Genomic DNA, 16,379 nt, shown 5'->3' with positions numbered 1-16,379 from the left:
ATTTCTAGTCTTTCCATACCCTTTTTCGATTTGTAACAGTCCGGATTGAATGGTATTTTAACGAAAATACGGACTGGTTATTACTATCTAATTTCATTGCCACATCAATCTTTCATACTTATCATACGGATTATCTCCTGAAACGTGCTATTCGTCAAAAGCACAGCATGCATCGCCCACCTACTCACTTCGCTCCTTGAGGTGAGCGTCTTCTGCTACAGACATGATAAAAATGCCGCTACAGCAAGACGTCTTCTTCAAATATACGCTCCTATCGTAAGACCCGTTTCTTTTTTAAAGGTTCTTGTTAAATAATATTTTGAATAGCCTATTCGCTCCGCATATTGCTCCAACTGCCAATCAGTTAATAACTGTTCCTCTAATGTATCAATGATTTGCTCGACTGCTTGACTGTACATCTTGCTTCACCTTAAAATAAGTATAAGTGAAAAAACTACCTCGTTTTTGATATTTATTGCGCTAACAAAAAAAGGCGCGATTCTTTATGATGGAATCACGCCTTTTTGTATGTACCTTTAATTTTCTCGCTCGTTCATATAGCTTGTATAGGCATCATTGACCTTATCCTTCGCTGGTACCGTTTGTTTATGAATCTCTTGAAGTAGCATCAATGCTCTAAATAACACACCAATTACGACTGCACTGACAATATAAATACCCAAAATACCAAAGAAAAGTAAACTACTTAATACAGCCGCACCCAGTATACATAAAAATAATTTCATCGCTGTCACCTCTTTGTAAATTATACCTTATTATGGTAATAACCAATTAAAGCATAACATACCTCCATGAAAAATATTATACTGAAAAATAAAACAGGTCAAAAAACCTATGCCATCATTTTAGGTGCCTTTAATAAATATTAACCACTTCAAACGTTTGGCAAACGAGTAAAATATCTGGTGTAAAGGTGAGATCATACAAGCCTAGCTCCCATGTAAAAAACTGCACATGGGCGTCATACCAGTAATCATAGCCTAAATCCCCTTCACCCTCCGATTTTGCAAAGGCTGGTGTTACATCCTTCATTTTGACGAGCTCGATGTTGGTATATTGAATAATGGCAAGCGGATTTTCATCGCCATCTAAGACAATATCAAACTGACCGACTTGCTGAAGCTTTTCGCCCTCTAACTAATAAATACAATGCGCCGCGCAGGTCCCTGTTTTGATACCCTCTACAACAAGCGCACCTAATGTATCACCCATTTCTTTCGAGCCATCCCCAAACATCTACGCATCGGGTGTGCTAAGATTCAATCCATTTTTTGTCGCATAGCTCTGCCAGTAAGCTTCAACTTTGTTCATCTACCTTCCCCCTTTTAAAAGACAAATACCTCTTTTCTAATAATTCATAACACCCTATGCATAGACGACGATTTTCCTTATGTACATATATCGGTTCATACGCTTCAAACAACTGATTGCACTGTATACATTCCGTTCCCTTATGTTCAGTGAAATTTTCTAAAGCACCCCCGCAGCTCGGACAGCATTCCCTGATGTCCTTATCCTCAACAACAAAATATTCATGACATACCTCACATTCCTGCGCTGCAATGCAATCCGTTTTAAGCTTAAATCTTTTGTAGTTTATATGTTGAATTCGTTTTTTCTTCATCATTTTACCCACTCCCCTACATTAAAAGATATCACTTTAATAGTTCAAATTAGTTCAATAGCCTACCAGTAATAGTCTACCAAAAATAGAAAGTAATAAAAACCGTCCAGATGGTGAAAATATGAGGCTGGGACAAAACACGTCATTTTCCTTTTTTAGCGTTCGCAATGACAAACCGGAACCGCGTCACAGCGCGATTCCGGTTTGTCTTATGCTCATAGGAGAGGTTGTTTTTATACGTATGTCCCAGCCTCTTTTTATTTAACCTGGCGTATTTTTTTCTACATTACTTATCCAAACAATACTCAAGGCTAAATAGTAAAAAACAATGATTGGAAAAGATGCTTCTAAGGCTGGCCAAAATGCAGCGTCTCGCAGCACAACGTTTATGCCCGTGACGACAATGATAGATAGAAGCGGTATAGCGATAAAAAAGGTAATAAATAAGATTTTCTCCATAGAATGCTCCTTTTATCGAGTTATTTCATTCCTTAGTTCCGTATGTATCATTTTTAGCTTAAACAAAGGCACTTTCTACTTTATCAACATGCTCAAAACCTGTAAGATAGCTAAGGTATTACATATCAAGGAGGTGCCTAGCGTATGAAATCCTTTCGTAAATGGTGGCTTGCCGCCTTACTCATTCTCTGTGCGGCTGTTTCTATCGTATTTACGCACTATAATGATTCATTTTATCATCAAACCATTGCGACTGTAACAGAAAACACTGTCACAAAAACGGAAGCCGTTACTGATCAATTCAATAATAAAGATACGCTCTATACACAGCAGCTAACTGCAAAAATTACAAATGGTGAAAAAAAAGGCGACGTTATCACGTTAACTAATCAATATTCCGACTCAAAAGGATTTGATAATGAATATGAAATTGGCCATGATTTATTTATCGAAAAAAATAAGCTAGCCGAAAAAAATGACATACATAGCTATGATATTGTAGGCGTTAAGCGAGACGTTCATATCGTCACACTACTCTGGGTATTTATCGCGGTTTTAATTGCGGTAGGGCGTTTACAAGGTCTCTTTTCTGTCATTAGTCTTTTTATTAACGCGGCAATTGTTTGGACCATTATTAATATTTATACAACATACGACGCCTATCTACTTATACTATGCATCGTTGGGATTTTCCTCTTCACCATTTTATCCCTTCTACTCGTAAATGGTTTTAACGAAAAGACAATGACTGCTATTCTCAGCACATTGGTTGGTACATTCGTGTCACTCGGCCTTGCCTTTATTGTCTTAAAGCTGACAAATGAACAAGGTATGCGCTATGAAGAGCTACAATTTATTACGCGGCCATATAAAACGGTCTTTATGGCGGGCCTTTTCATCGGTTCACTCGGAGCTGTAATGGATATTGCGATTACGATGTCTTCCTCGCTTTATGGATTGTATGAGAAAAATCCCGCTATTTCTTTAAAAAGACTGGCTCAATCTGGCCGTGAAATCGGAAAAGATATTATGGGCACAATGACCAATATTTTATTCTTTGCCTATGTAAGTGGCTCCATTCCCATGCTGTTACTTTATTTTAAAAATCAATCGGCATTCGGGTACACATTATCCATTAACCTTTCATTAGAGCTTGTCCGTGCCCTTGTTGGCGGCATTGGTATTGTGTTAGCCATCCCGATTTCGCTAGTCATTGTCTTATTCTTTATTAAACGAAAGCAGGCGATACGATGAATATTATTATAGTACTCGCCATTATTTTAGCGATATGTATGCTGATAATTGGCGGCAAAAAAGGATTGCGTTCATTTATTGCTTTATTTTTAAATTTCATTGTCGTAATTGTGCTGCTCTTCTTTATGAATGTTCCACAATTCAACCCGATTTTATTGACGTTTATTGCCTGTATTGTCGTTAGTATCATTAATTTGTTTTATATTAATGAAGTAAATCCCATGACAAAAATCGCATTCGTCTCTACGCTCGCTACTACTGGTTTTCTTGTAGTACTCATCTGGCTCTTCACTAAAAGCTCATTAATTCAAGGGTTTGGCGAGGAAGAAACAGAAGAATTAAGTATGATGTCCCTCCATATTGGCCTAGATTTTCAGCAAATCGTAATTTCGGTCATTATTATGAGTACAATCGGCGCCATTACAGATGCAGCCATTGCGATTGCTTCTCCAATGCGGGAAATGCTCACTTTACACCCTGAAGCTACGCGTAAACAATTATTTGATTTTGGCATGCACATTGGCCGAGATATTATTGGTACAAGTGCGAATACCTTATTTTTCGCTTTTTTCGGAAGCTACCTAGCCCTACTTATTTGGTTTAATGATTTATCCTATTCACTTGGTGAGATTGTAAACTCCAAAATTTTTAGTAGTGAGCTCATTACGATTTGCTGCGCTGGTATTGGCGTAACCCTTGTCATTCCAATCACAGCTTTCATTGCTTCTTATTTTTTAAAAGATACAAAAGAAGAAACTCACCTTTCATGAAAGGTGGGATTTTTTTGTTAAAGGCTGTTTTCGTAAAGTTTGTTGTTTTTAGAATATGCTATACTAAACATGAAATAGTTTCCAATTATAGCCATTTTATATAGAAGGAGATATTATGAAAAAAATTAAATACTTTATTTCCCTTTTTGGTATCGTCTCCATATTTTTAGTAGGGTGTTCAAACGTAATAGAAAATGAAGAACGCTATATACAAGTTCAACATCGCATTGGTGATGAAAATAAATATGCGGATTTCAAAAAAATTACTGATAATGAACAGGTTCAAAAAGTGAAAGATATTTTAAATGAGATTGATTGGGAACATGCAAAAGTAAATATGACTCACCCACCTGATTACAGATTCATATTTCCATACAAAAATCCTAAAATTGAATCAAAAGCGGTGACATATGAACTTTGGATAACTCCGAACAACGATAAAGTAGAACTTGTTATAGACGCTGAAAGTAACTATGTTCAACTAGATACGGGGAATTCAGCAGAACTCTTTGAAATCCTTGTTGGCGAAGAATTATCAAACCAAAAATAATGATTTGAACTCGACTTTAGAGGTCTTTTTTATGCCCTTTTAAGCAATTCAACAAGTTTATAATTTAATTTTTGGCAGGACGAAATAAGCATTTGCTCCATCCACTTGTCAAATGCTAAATAAATATTTAATTTTATGGGCGGGGCTTTAATTTTTTAAGGCAGCAATACATCTTTTAAACTCGCTTCATTGTTCGATGCTGAATATGGAAAGCTTGAAGTACATAAAAACAAACCATTCACTGAAGCGCTTTTCTCAGAAGATTAAACTGATAATTTTTTATGATTTTCAACATAGTGAATTTAATTCTCCAAAACAATCCTTTTATAGACAAATTAAAACGCTCCTTCAAATTAACATTGAAGCGGCGTTTTTTAGTGGATTTTGTCTATAAAGTCGTTGATTTATAAGGCTATCAAAATGTTGTTTGGGAATTGTTTTTAAGCTTCTTAAATTAATTATTTTTATTTTTCTTCATGGCTAAACTTACTAATATTAATGAAACTACTATTAATAGATAAACGGGTACTAGTGTAATATCGTAATAGGCTAGTTGAGTATCAGAAATATTTAAATTGATTCTTAAAAATAACGGGTGAAAATGAATCGGATTATCCACATCCATTGACATACTAGATACATACAGCGTTTTTTTTGATAAAGATGTAATTAAATATACAATGCTTATAATTAGTAGCACTATAGAAAGCAATATTTTTTTCATTTTTTTCTCCGTTTATTTATTTTAACACCAGTTAACTAAATACTCTTTATTTCCATTTAATCTGACGTTGCTCTTTTGATAATGTTTCCAAATTCATAATTTCACAAAAAATTAAAATGTTAAGCTATACTCACTTATCTACATAGAAAAGAGGCACTGCCCATGAACACCATTGATGCATTGAATATTTTTTACAGAGAAGATGTAATTTCTGATTTACTTAAAAGCTGTTTTGAAGATTCTCCAGCTTTCTTAAAACAATTTCTAGCAGCGGGGGATGTGGCGCTCAATACACACGCTGGGTACACGATTATGAATCGCTTAGAACTCGGTAAAGCGATTGGAACTCCGGATATGGTGATTGTGAACGGTGATCAAATCATTGTGATTGAAAATAAGCTTGGCACAGGTGAAGGCATTTTACAGACAATACGTTATGAATCAAACGAAGCTAAAGAAGGCTTGTTAAAAAAGGTCGGAATGGAAGCGGCCACATTTCATTATATTTTCTTAACGCTGGATACAACGGTTATGCCAAGTAGCTCAAATTTTAAGCATCTATACTATAGTGAATTTTTAACGCAGGATTGGATTTTACAGGATTCGACGCTACATATGATTTTTAAGGATTTCCAAGAAAAATTACATGCATTTTATGCGCCGTTACGTACACCATTTGAAACACTAGCTACAGACTATGCATTGGATAGCACACAAAAGAAAATATGTTGGCAACAACTTCTTTTTGACCAATTTAACGCACATGCTCCGTTTACACTCGACTGGGGAGAGGTAGGAGGTACTGGTCGCAATAACTTCCTATTCCTGATTACAAAATCAAATTGGAAAGCGACAGCACCATTTGATAAAGCTGGCTTATCCAAAACCTTCTATGTTCATATTGATACCTACATTAATCTATTGAGCAGCTCCAATGATTCCCTTAACGAAATTGGCGTGCGTTTTGAGACGAACCCCTATGTACCCCATGCCAAAATTAAAAACGATCCACAATACGCAAAGTTTATTGAACATAAACAGCTATTTGCGGAACGTTTATATGAGCTTGTAAAAGAAAGCTTGCCAGCTAGCAAAAAACGAAACACCAAGCTCCTATCCTTGTCGATTCCTATCGATAAATCCTCACTTGGGAAAAGCATTGATGATTATACGCAGAAAGTGCTGATGTTAGAAAAGATTATTGATGCGGTAATCGAGAGTATGAAGGAGGATAATCTTTTATAAAAAAATAGAAGAATTTAAAGCATCTTTTTTCTCTCCTTCTATCAATTTGTAAATATATTCAAATAAATCCGTCAAAAAAAGTTGACCGTTTTAAAAAAATATATTACAGTATTTTTAATACACTCATAAAGGAGCGGTAAGCCATTGAAAGACATACATTATATAACGGATATTGAATCGTTAAAGGCCATTAGTGATTCGCTTCGCATTAGTATTCTTTTGAGTTTAAAAGATGGGCCGATGTCTGGGCAGGATATCGCAAAGGCCATAGATATTAATCGCTCAAAAATCCACTATCATTTAAAAGAGTTAGAAAATCATGGATTTATTGAGGTCGCCAAAACGGAAGTTAAAAATGGCATTATCCAAAAATTTTATCTTCCTGTTGCTAAAGCATTTATTCCAGATATTTCGATATTCAATAATCATTTCTTTGCGGGCTATAAGGAAATCTTTGTTGAAGCGGAAAATGTAGCGAATTTTAAAAACGAAATGAATGATCTAATTAATAAATACGGTGTATCAGCATCTACTACTACAGAAAAGATTACTTTATATATTGGTGAATAAAAAAGGACCAGAATACATTTCTATCAAGAATACGTATTCTGGTTGTATTTTAGCTTAACTGTCAGTTTTTTTAAAACGTTATAAAAATAGTAACCGATTAAAAATTTTACAACATATTAAAGGAGCGATTGAAATGATTAAAAATCGAGATTTCAACATTTTATTTGTAGGAAGATTCATTGCTAATTTCGGAGATAGTATGTATTCCATTGCGACTATGCTACTTGTTTACCATTTAACAAATTCCGTATTCTATTCAGGTTTTGCTCTATTTTTAACGTCCTCAATGGGTATTGTACAAGTCTTACTGAGTCCGATGTTAGACTGTATCAATATTAAAAAATCATTAATTTCATTTCAGTTTATTCAAGCTCTTCTACTGTTAACAATTCCCCTGCTACATTATTTTGATCAATTAACTGTGACAAAAATTTTAGTTATCATGCCTCTAGTAACGTTAATGAATCAACTAATTTATCCAAGTCAGATTTCATTATTACCTAAAATTTTGAAAGAGGATGAGTTAGTCAAAGGGAATTCATTATTCACGATTGCTTATCAAGGTAGTGATGCTTTATTTAATGCGATTTCTGGCGTAGTCATTGCTTTAGTAGGAATTTATTCAGTGTACTATTTAAACAGTATGACATTTTTAATCAACGGGATTTTATTTATATTCTTATCTCAAAAAATAGCTCAAATAAATAACAGCGCCGAAGCATCAAAGAAAGCAAATGCTATTAAACACTACTTCGCAGATTTTAAAGAAGGATTAGCTTTTTGGAAAAACCCTGTTCTACTACCAATGCTAATCGGTGTAATTGTTATTAACTTTGCAACAACAAGTATTTACGCAAACTTGCCTTCATTTTCAACTTCAACTATTCATTACAGTTTCCTAATGGCCGCTTCTGGCATTGGCATTTTAATCGGTTCACTATTAATTAATAGGCTCAAATTAACACAAAAGCCTTTAAATAAAACATACATTCTCTCCATTTTCACAGTAGGTGTTCTCTGGGCGCTAGTAGCTTTAATAAATATTGATACAATAACGGCTAAAATACTCACAGTTGTACTATTTTTTATAGGCTGGGTCCCAGTTGGCATTCTAAATATAATTTCTCAAACAATCGTACAATTAAGTGTGCCCGCAAACAAATTAGGCATGGCAATTGGCTCAATGGTTGGCATTTCCATTACATTAGCACCTTTAGGAGCACTGCTAGGAGGATTTTTAGGCGCATTAATCGGCTCAGACCAAACCATTTTTTATAGCGCATGTTTAATTATTTTTGTAGGCTGCTATTGGGTAACGAAAAAATCCATTCGCTCGCTATCAACACTTGAAAATATCTCATAAGCATTAAAAAACTATCCAATTGCTAGATAACTCTAACAATTGGATAGTTCAGAAATTCTCTTCATTATCTAAAAAAAATGATGCTAATTAAAAGACTAAGCACACAAACAACGATGGCACGATTTCTTGATTTCTTTTTTTCTTGCTCCGAAAAAGTCATTGCCAGATGAAAGCTTGTCATAATGGCTAAAAAGAAGAAATGCTTCATCAAAAATGTAGTGTCATCATAATTTAAATAAAATAGGATGAGTGAAACAAGGTAGACCAAAAATACGATTTTGCAGAATGTAGTATAAATCCTATTCGTTGATGTTTTAGAAGAAAAGACTTGCCAAAGAATCAACACCCAACAAGCTAAGCCTAGCCAACTGTCAATAAATTCAATCATACTACTACCCTCTTATTTAACTTAACTCTATTCACGCTTTTTTCCTTTCCAAACAGACAATACTATTGAGGTATTTAGGCGTTTATAGCCTTGTATAAAATGTAACAAATCTTTCAAAAGAGATTTAGGGAATTTCCTGAAATTATTAGTATGAAGGCGAATAAATTCTGTCTGTATCAAGATCTATCACAAAATCTACTTCAATATCCTCTGAATAAGAAACTTGCTCAAAGTTATAAAGTCTACAAAAAATGTTAGGCAGGTCACTAGTCTCCCGTGTCAATTCTTTTACTTGGAAATACATTTGTTTCAATTGTTGTTTTGAACACTTTCTTCCTCTAAGGATAACTTGGTTAACGTAGCCATCAATTTCAATAATTATAAATTTCACTACTGATTGCTAATCAGTCATATAGCTCCGATTTTTTATGCTGCTCGATTGAACATTAACGAAATGGCATTTTGGAATGTTATGACACTTATGTATACGCCATAAATTTCCATTTCCAATATTAGATTAGTATGTATCAGGAAAGATTTTTCCAAACCATTTACAATTAAACTTAAAACCCGAACTTTTAACGGATACTATCATTTCATCTGTCTCTCCATGATTAAAAATGAGTTCAGTAAATATAATTCCATATTTTTGTAAAATAATATGATTTTTTCAAGGGTAGCCCATTTTCCCTACAATATAGTATATGTATAAGATATACTATTTCTAAAATGGTGTAATAATGTTTAGACAGTAAATTCATCCGATTTCGTAACTACCGATAACACTATTTCACATAATTTAGCTACACAATTACATCACCCAAAAAGGTAGCTTACTAGGCTATCTTCTTTTGCTTTTAAGCATGTTTATTTATTGAAGCCTTTTCTAATCCAATTTTCAAAATCAGCTAGCGTAGTATTTAGTGTGATACTAAGTAGTGTTTCTGTCCCCATATTAGATGTGATGAATCCCAAATCTACTGACACTGTGAAAAAGTATATCGTTTTGTCGTGAGAATATTGTTCATAACTAAACGCTATCCCTGGAGAATCTACACTGATAATATCTTGTTCTAAGTTGTTTCTTTTGATGTTCGCAATACTTTTTAATACTAAATCAACATCTTCTTCAAGCCATACATAGTCATGTGAAAAATTCAAAAACTCGCATTCAAGCATTAAATCAAAATGAATTGTTTCGTCTTTTTTCTCTAATACATTCAAACCAACTTTTGTTTCACTAAATTCGATGCTTAAATCTTCTAAGTAAACCATTATCTTAACACTCCTAATAATTATTTTAGTTCTACTTAATAATATATTATTTTAACACTATGCCTATGTTTTTATGTATATTAATGTAAAAGGAGGGATTTTTATGTTCAATCATCACTTAACCGCTTCAGAGGCTTTGCCTATTATGTTAGCAGCCTTTGAACGATACAAGGAGGATCCACAGCCATCAAGTGCGCTAAAGGAAACCATCGAATCACTTGAGCAGGAGCTCGAAAATGGCGTGTATTGCATTGGCTATCAACTAGAGGACGAGCTAGTAGCGATGTCTAAATATAAATGGATGCCAAATGCTCTGTATTTCTCACGTCTTTCTGTTCTACCAAGCTATCAGCGCCGCGGCATTGCGAGTAAGCTAGTCGATGAATTGGCACGGATGGCACTTGCCCAGCATAAAGCTTTCCTCCAATGTAAGGTTCGTAAAATTGAGAATGGCAATATCGCCCTTTATACGAAATTGGGCTTCACCATTACAACCGAGGAGCTGTACACGAATTTAAATGGAGAAGTTATGGCCATTGTATCAATGGAGAAAATTATTCAATGAAAAGTCTCAAGTAGGTTCACAACAAAAAAGGAATCGCACGTTAGCACGACTCCTTATGTTTATGCTTATCTTTTCGACTGGATATATTTTTTCCCCAGTCGTTTTTTAGCCTTATAAAAATTGTTTTAATATATCGGCTAGAGATTTTTCAGAATGGACGATTAGCATCGATAAGTCAGAGTGTTTTACTTCCAAACCACCATTTCCCACACCGTACTGATGTAGCATATACGTTATTAAATACAGCTAATCTACTGTTTATTTCAGTACTTGATATCAGACATATATGAAAAGCAAAAAAGAAATACTTTAAATTGAAATTAATTAGTTAATTTATTAACAAATTAATTCATAATAATTGAATCATCGCGATGCCAACGATAATGATGACTAAACCCATTATTTGCATTAGGCGTACGCGATTTTTTTCTGAATGAAAAAGGCCAAATTGCTGTACGATTACACTCGCAGTCATTTGTCCAAAAAGCGCAAATACAACAGTTTGTCCTGTCCCTAAAACTCCTGCTAAATAGGCATTCGCCAGTACAAAGGTTCCACCTAAAATCCCTCCGAGGAAAATCCACCACGGCGCTTTTTCACGAAATGGGGTGAGCACTTGACGAAATGAATGTTTCGTCACGACAACGATACAAGCAAGCGTCAGCATACCGACAAAAAAGGAAATGAACGCTGCATGCGGTGCGGAATGAAGCACCGTACTTAAACGACCATTAACGGCTACCTGTATCGCTAGTAGTAGACCACCTACAATGCCTAATAAACGCCAGAGCCATTGTCTATTTGTCGAAACTACCACTGTTTTTTTTCGATAAACGACAAGCACAACACCAGTTAAAACGAGTAGTAATCCGGTGAATCGAGCCCATCCAAAAGCATAATGTGGTACTTGAAACCAACCATTATGATCAATAAGCATTCCCATTATTGTCATGCCAACAATCGGTAAGATTGCCGTTTGCACACTCCCCAGCACCGGAAATAAAAGCACATTTGACATCAATGCCACGGCACCACATAGACCACCTATCCATATATAAAAAGGCTCTGTTTCAAACAGAGTAAGCGGAAATCCGAGTGATGCACCTGTAACATACGTCATTATGATGAGAAAAGGAAGTGCCACCGTAAACGATACCCAGGATGTTACATATGCCGAACCCACATATATACGAAGTTGTGCATTTACCGCTGATTGAATTGCCATAATTACACCGATTGCCATTGCTAGAGCAAACATCTCACGCCCTCCTTTTATATGTCTCTTCCCATTTTCCCTAATAAAAAAAGGGGTTACAGAATAAATTCTGTAACCCCTTTTACTATTTATTCGTCCTCATCTGACTCATCTGGATTTATCCACTCATTCGTATGCAAATCAAGCATATATGGACCATCATGCACTCCGAAATAAATTGGATAGCGAATGTCTGAACCATTTGCTTCATCAAAGCAATCCTTTATCCATTGCCCAAGCTCTGCAATCAATACATCCTCAAGCTCATTTTCTTCGTAGAATTCTTCATATGCTTCTGAATCCTCACCATAGCCATACACATCAAGCCATTTATCAAGCAGTGCATCCTCTAAGAAATCTAATGCTTCTGTACCCGCTTCATCAAACATATCTGCCATGAAAAACAATTGCATATCGATTGTAGGCTCGCCAATAAAAGCCATCACCTGCAACAATGCCACGTCCTCAGAATAGCTCTCCTGCTTCACCTTTTTAAATCCTTCGATTATTTCAGCTGAATATTGAGAAAATTGTTCATGTAATGATGCTTTATATCCCTCTACTGTCCACTCCATACCAACACCTCTTTCTAATAATATTTTATCATCATTAATAAAAAAAAGCGCTTTTAATGACACAAAAAGTAAATTAATTCCATTTAAAATATATTTAACATTTCTAATTAAATATAGATACATTTAATAACTCGGTTTCCATTTCGTATTTCATTAGCAGTTACTTCACCAAACACTTTAAACTTTTCGAATTTCACAATATATGCAGAACATATCCAAATTCGATGCTCCACTTCAACATCTAATAGTTTTTGAATGGATTTTACTCTATTACTCGTATCAATTTCAAATGCAATAAAATTTTCACCATTTGGTAATTGCCACATAACATCAATTCGCCCATTTTTAACTTTGTATTCTTTAATACCAATCAAATTAAATTCTTTAGCATAGTTCATCAAAAAATATTGAAAAAAATTATGATAATTTCCTCGTCTAATATTTTTAATATCATGCCCACTGTTTTTTAAAATTCGATTACGTCTAACTTGTTCGCTTGTTGGCGTATATTTTCTGTGAAACCGTTTTGCTTTTTGTTTTATCAATAACTGTAGTTCATCTATTTCCATATAATTCCTCCCATCATTTCTTTTCAGCTTAAATCGTTTAACAATTATTCACCACCTTTCAAATTTAAATTTTCTAATGTATTTTCTATTAATAAATCAGCTCCAACAAATTCTTCATCACAAATCACTCATCACCTCAAGAAGCGGGTTTTGGATACGACATATTTAAAAATATGTGCCAATCAAAGACGATTGGCCGATGAATCTCGACAGTTTTATTAGAAATATTGCATAACCTTGTCAACTAAACTTTTATTTCACGACATCTTGAAAAATAGTTATTATTTATGATTCCCGGCAAAGTCGAATTTTGTGCAAAAACGCGGCTCTATGGGGTAGTTTTTAATAGAAAATGCTCTTTTTTTCATCCCATAAAATCGAAATTCCATCTGGATCGTGTCATTTATTTAAATAACGAATATTTTCGCTGCAACTGCCGAAAATTCTCGTTTGCTGCTACAAAAAAAGCCCTTTTGAGCAAGAAAATAGTCAAAAAACACCCGTTAGAGTAGCTCTAGCGGGTGTTTTCTGCTGATATTCTATACAACAATTTTGTATTTATCGCCAAATTAATCCTAAAGATTTGTTATTTCATTTATCCTAAGCAAATGATTACTACATAACTATGTAAATAAACATACGGATAGCACTTATTAAAAAATATGTCGTAGTTAAAACACGCTTTCTGAGGTAATTCGGTATTTCTAGCAAATCATTTACATCTGCCACATAAAAAAAGAAGCCGCTTGATGCGACTTCCTTCAAAAAATTAATGCAATGTTTTCGTGAAATTTTTGCGTTCATACAGAAAATAACATGCTGTGATGCCTAATAAAATGGCGGCACCGATAAAAACAAATTGAATCGCCATAAAATCAGCAACATAGCCGACTAAAAGTGTGGCGACAACAAATGCGACGCCATTTAAAACTTCCTGCGCGCTATATATTTTCGCAAGCATCTGTTCATCTGCTCTCACCTGTATCCATGAGGCCATAAGTATTCCTTGCAGCTGCGTCACAAAACCAAAAGCAGCAGACAATACAAGCGCCATAAAAGGCCACGTATTTATACTAAAACCTAGCATAACAACGGCGATGATAATGCTGCTTAGCAACAGCCATTTGCGGAAATTCATCTGAAAATACTGTTCAAGCTTCATACATACTGAAGCACCCACAAGTAATCCTACAAAAAAGCTGGTATTAATATAGCCCCACCATGCCTCAGAAACTTGGAGCACTTCATCTACAAAAATGTAAATAAAGGCAGCTACCCATACAACATTCGCAAACGTTGATAAAAATGAAAGAATTTGAAGACTGCGAAACGATCTGTTATACCAGATAATTTGGAAGCCCTCCATTAATTCACTTTTTTCCAAAACGGTTTCTTTTCGTATAAATTCCGTTGCATCTTTAATACAAAAAATAGCCAATGTTGATAGAACATATAATGCTAATGTCAGCATAATAATCCACGACCCATTTGTCATCGCAACAATTAGCCCACCAAGTGCCCAGCCACCTAATCTTGTGGATTCATTAAGCATTGATAAAAAACTATTTGCGCGAATTAAACGAGCCTTTGTGACAAGTCTCGGTAGCATCGCTTCACTCGAAGGCAATGCTACTCCATCAAGCAATGCAATGATAAAAATCATTGAACATACAATGACTAAATTTGTGGTTGTCATCACACTAAAAAGAAGGCATGCGAGTAATATCGTTTTTAAAAATTGCGACACCAATAAGATTCTTTTTAAACGCCATCGATTTAAGAAAAATGGTGCAACCGAGCTACTCATCATACGCCCGGACATATTTAATACTGGTAATAATGCCAGTGTAAATGTAGATTCATTGAACTGATACAAAATCGAAATGAGACCGACAATGTAAAAAACATCACCTAAATTGGCGAATAATTGACTTACCCATAAAAAATGGAACGATTTTTTCATCTTCCCTACCCTTTCTTTTATAAAAAATTTAAAAGGTAGTTTGAAGCTACATCTGATCCCCTCCCGTTTTCAAAAAAAAAAAAAAACACAAAACCAATGCCAAAATTATTTTTAAAATTTAGATAGTTACTACTGGCGGGAAGATGAAATAATTAACTAGATTATATCATAAATTCAGAATTTTTAATAAACCAATTAATTATTTAACTAATTAATAATTTAATTAGTTAAATATCGATACAAATACTATCGTTCTTTTCATTCACAAACGACTAATTAATCATTTTATAAATTAATTAGTTAATTTTCTTATAAAAAAAAGAGGCTGGGACATAAGTAAAAATTCCAGTCTTTAATAGAGAAGGTGATGTCGAATTTGACATCACCTTCTCTATTTTTATGCGCAAATTGGGAATTACCATTCCCTTATTGCGTATTTTCTTAAGTTTGTCGCCATTAATGCGAGGCCAATTTCATTTTTTACTTTCGATTTTCCTCGGACGGAGAATCGAGTGAAACCTAAATTAGCCTTCAGAAATCCAAAAACTGGTTCTACGTCAATTTTACGTTGACGATAGATTTCAGCTGTTTTTGGTTCTGAAAGCTTCTGTCGTATATATGATTTCTGTTGTTCCCATTTCGTGTTCACATACAGTTTTCGATGCGCGCCTTCGGCAGCTTTTGTACAGAGAGAACGTATTGGACAATCTGAACAGTCTTCGCATTGATATACTTTAAACGTACGTATATACCCTGAACGATCCTTACGGCTCGCATCATATTGATAAGTTAATTGTTTTTCATTCGGGCAGGTATAGCTGTCTGTTTTTTCATTGTATGGCCAATTATTTGTTTTTGAGGGGTCTTGCTGAAACTTCTTCTTTCCTTCTTTGCGATACATATTATAAGTGATAAGAGGGATACGTTCATGTGTTTCTAACACGTTTTGATAATTAACTTCACTGCTGTAACCGGCATCTGCCACAATATATTTCGGTAATTCGAAATACTGGTCCGTAATCGTTTCTAAAAAAGGCGTTAACGTTTTCGTATCTGTTGGGTTAGGGTATACATCATACGCGAGTGTATATTGATTTTCAGTTGCTACTTGTAGATTATAACCTGGCTTAAGCTGCCCATTTTTCATATAGTCATCTTTCATACGCATAAACGTCGCATCTCTATCTGTTTTAGAATAACTGTTTCGCT

The 16,379-nt window shown here is 34.7% G+C and carries 17 protein-coding genes and 2 pseudogenes; 7 read left to right on the top strand and 12 right to left on the bottom strand.

Annotated elements, in window-relative coordinates; all coding sequences use genetic code 11:
• Positions 1–257: 257 nt before the first annotated feature.
• The 5 genes and pseudogenes from QI30_RS14835 to QI30_RS14815 form a co-directional block, all read right to left on the bottom strand.
• The gene (locus tag QI30_RS14835) at positions 258–419 is read right to left on the bottom strand and encodes an AraC family transcriptional regulator (protein ID WP_126991381.1); all 162 of its coding nucleotides are present in this window, start codon (positions 417–419) and stop codon (positions 258–260) included.
• A 117-nt stretch (positions 420–536) separates the two neighbouring features.
• Complete coding sequence (locus QI30_RS14830) at positions 537–746, bottom strand: ATP-dependent Lon protease (RefSeq protein ID WP_126991380.1); 210 nt, start codon at positions 744–746, stop codon at positions 537–539.
• A 130-nt stretch (positions 747–876) separates the two neighbouring features.
• Positions 877–1,257: pseudogene (locus tag QI30_RS14825) on the bottom strand (ASCH domain-containing protein).
• Between the two features lie 61 nt (positions 1,258–1,318).
• Entirely contained in the window at positions 1,319–1,648 is a 330-nt protein-coding gene (locus QI30_RS14820) for a hypothetical protein (RefSeq protein ID WP_126991379.1), read from the bottom strand.
• Between the two features lie 258 nt (positions 1,649–1,906).
• Entirely contained in the window at positions 1,907–2,104 is a 198-nt protein-coding gene (locus QI30_RS14815) for a hypothetical protein (RefSeq protein ID WP_126991378.1), read from the bottom strand.
• Between the two features lie 144 nt (positions 2,105–2,248).
• Here QI30_RS14815 and QI30_RS14810 point away from each other — a divergent pair, with 144 nt between their 5' ends.
• The 6 genes from QI30_RS14810 (at position 2,249) to QI30_RS14785 (ending at position 8,580) form a co-directional block, all read left to right on the top strand.
• Entirely contained in the window at positions 2,249–3,358 is a 1,110-nt protein-coding gene (locus QI30_RS14810) for a YibE/F family protein (RefSeq protein ID WP_126991377.1), read from the top strand.
• On the top strand, positions 3,355–4,128 hold the full coding sequence (locus QI30_RS14805) for a YibE/F family protein (RefSeq protein ID WP_126991376.1): 774 nt from the start codon (positions 3,355–3,357) through the stop codon (positions 4,126–4,128). Before QI30_RS14810 ends, QI30_RS14805 begins: the two co-directional genes overlap by 4 nt.
• A 115-nt stretch (positions 4,129–4,243) precedes the next feature.
• Positions 4,244–4,678 carry a hypothetical protein gene (locus QI30_RS14800; protein WP_126991375.1) on the top strand — a complete coding sequence of 145 codons (435 nt, stop codon included), beginning with the start codon at positions 4,244–4,246 and terminating at the stop codon, positions 4,676–4,678.
• Between the two features lie 886 nt (positions 4,679–5,564).
• Complete coding sequence (locus QI30_RS14795) at positions 5,565–6,647, top strand: hypothetical protein (protein WP_126991374.1); 1,083 nt, start codon at positions 5,565–5,567, stop codon at positions 6,645–6,647.
• A 144-nt stretch (positions 6,648–6,791) separates the two neighbouring features.
• Positions 6,792–7,217, top strand: coding sequence for an ArsR/SmtB family transcription factor (locus tag QI30_RS14790; protein ID WP_126991373.1), 426 nt, complete (start codon positions 6,792–6,794; stop codon positions 7,215–7,217).
• 133 nt (positions 7,218–7,350) lie between these two features.
• Positions 7,351–8,580 (top strand): MFS transporter, encoded by a 1,230-nt coding sequence (locus QI30_RS14785; protein WP_126991372.1) that lies wholly within the window; start codon positions 7,351–7,353, stop codon positions 8,578–8,580.
• Positions 8,581–8,644: 64 nt separating this feature from the next.
• Here the strand turns inward: QI30_RS14785 and QI30_RS14780 are convergent, their stop codons facing one another.
• Positions 8,645–8,968: a hypothetical protein gene (locus tag QI30_RS14780; RefSeq protein ID WP_126991371.1), complete on the bottom strand. Its 324-nt coding sequence runs from the start codon at positions 8,966–8,968 to the stop codon at positions 8,645–8,647.
• An 867-nt stretch (positions 8,969–9,835) separates the two neighbouring features.
• Positions 9,836–10,243 (bottom strand): hypothetical protein, encoded by a 408-nt coding sequence (locus tag QI30_RS14770; RefSeq protein WP_126991370.1) that lies wholly within the window; start codon positions 10,241–10,243, stop codon positions 9,836–9,838.
• A gap of 103 nt (positions 10,244–10,346) precedes the next feature.
• Here QI30_RS14770 and QI30_RS14765 point away from each other — a divergent pair, with 103 nt between their 5' ends.
• The gene (locus QI30_RS14765; protein WP_158621045.1) at positions 10,347–10,808 is read left to right on the top strand and encodes a GNAT family N-acetyltransferase; all 462 of its coding nucleotides are present in this window, start codon (positions 10,347–10,349) and stop codon (positions 10,806–10,808) included.
• A 349-nt stretch (positions 10,809–11,157) separates the two neighbouring features.
• On the opposite strand, the gene QI30_RS14760 is transcribed toward QI30_RS14765, so the two are convergent.
• The 5 genes and pseudogenes from QI30_RS14760 to QI30_RS14740 all read right to left on the bottom strand — a co-directional run.
• Positions 11,158–12,066, bottom strand: a complete 909-nt coding sequence (locus QI30_RS14760) for a DMT family transporter (RefSeq protein ID WP_126991368.1) — start codon at positions 12,064–12,066, stop codon at positions 11,158–11,160.
• A gap of 86 nt (positions 12,067–12,152) precedes the next feature.
• On the bottom strand, positions 12,153–12,638 hold the full coding sequence (locus tag QI30_RS14755; protein WP_126991367.1) for a hypothetical protein: 486 nt from the start codon (positions 12,636–12,638) through the stop codon (positions 12,153–12,155).
• 107 nt (positions 12,639–12,745) lie between these two features.
• On the bottom strand, positions 12,746–13,207 hold the full coding sequence (locus tag QI30_RS14750; RefSeq protein WP_126991366.1) for a hypothetical protein: 462 nt from the start codon (positions 13,205–13,207) through the stop codon (positions 12,746–12,748).
• Between the two features lie 769 nt (positions 13,208–13,976).
• The gene (locus QI30_RS14745) at positions 13,977–15,170 is read right to left on the bottom strand and encodes an MFS transporter (RefSeq protein ID WP_126991365.1); all 1,194 of its coding nucleotides are present in this window, start codon (positions 15,168–15,170) and stop codon (positions 13,977–13,979) included.
• Positions 15,171–15,603: 433 nt separating this feature from the next.
• Positions 15,604–16,379 (bottom strand): annotated as a pseudogene (locus QI30_RS14740) (transposase); the annotation flags it as partial.

This window comes from Candidatus Kurthia intestinigallinarum, from assembly GCF_003991225.1.
Taxonomy (GTDB): Bacteria; Bacillota; Bacilli; order Bacillales_A; family Planococcaceae; genus Kurthia; species Kurthia populi.
The sequence above is the reverse complement of the archived record's forward strand: the minus strand, read 5'-3'. Positions and strand labels throughout refer to the sequence as shown.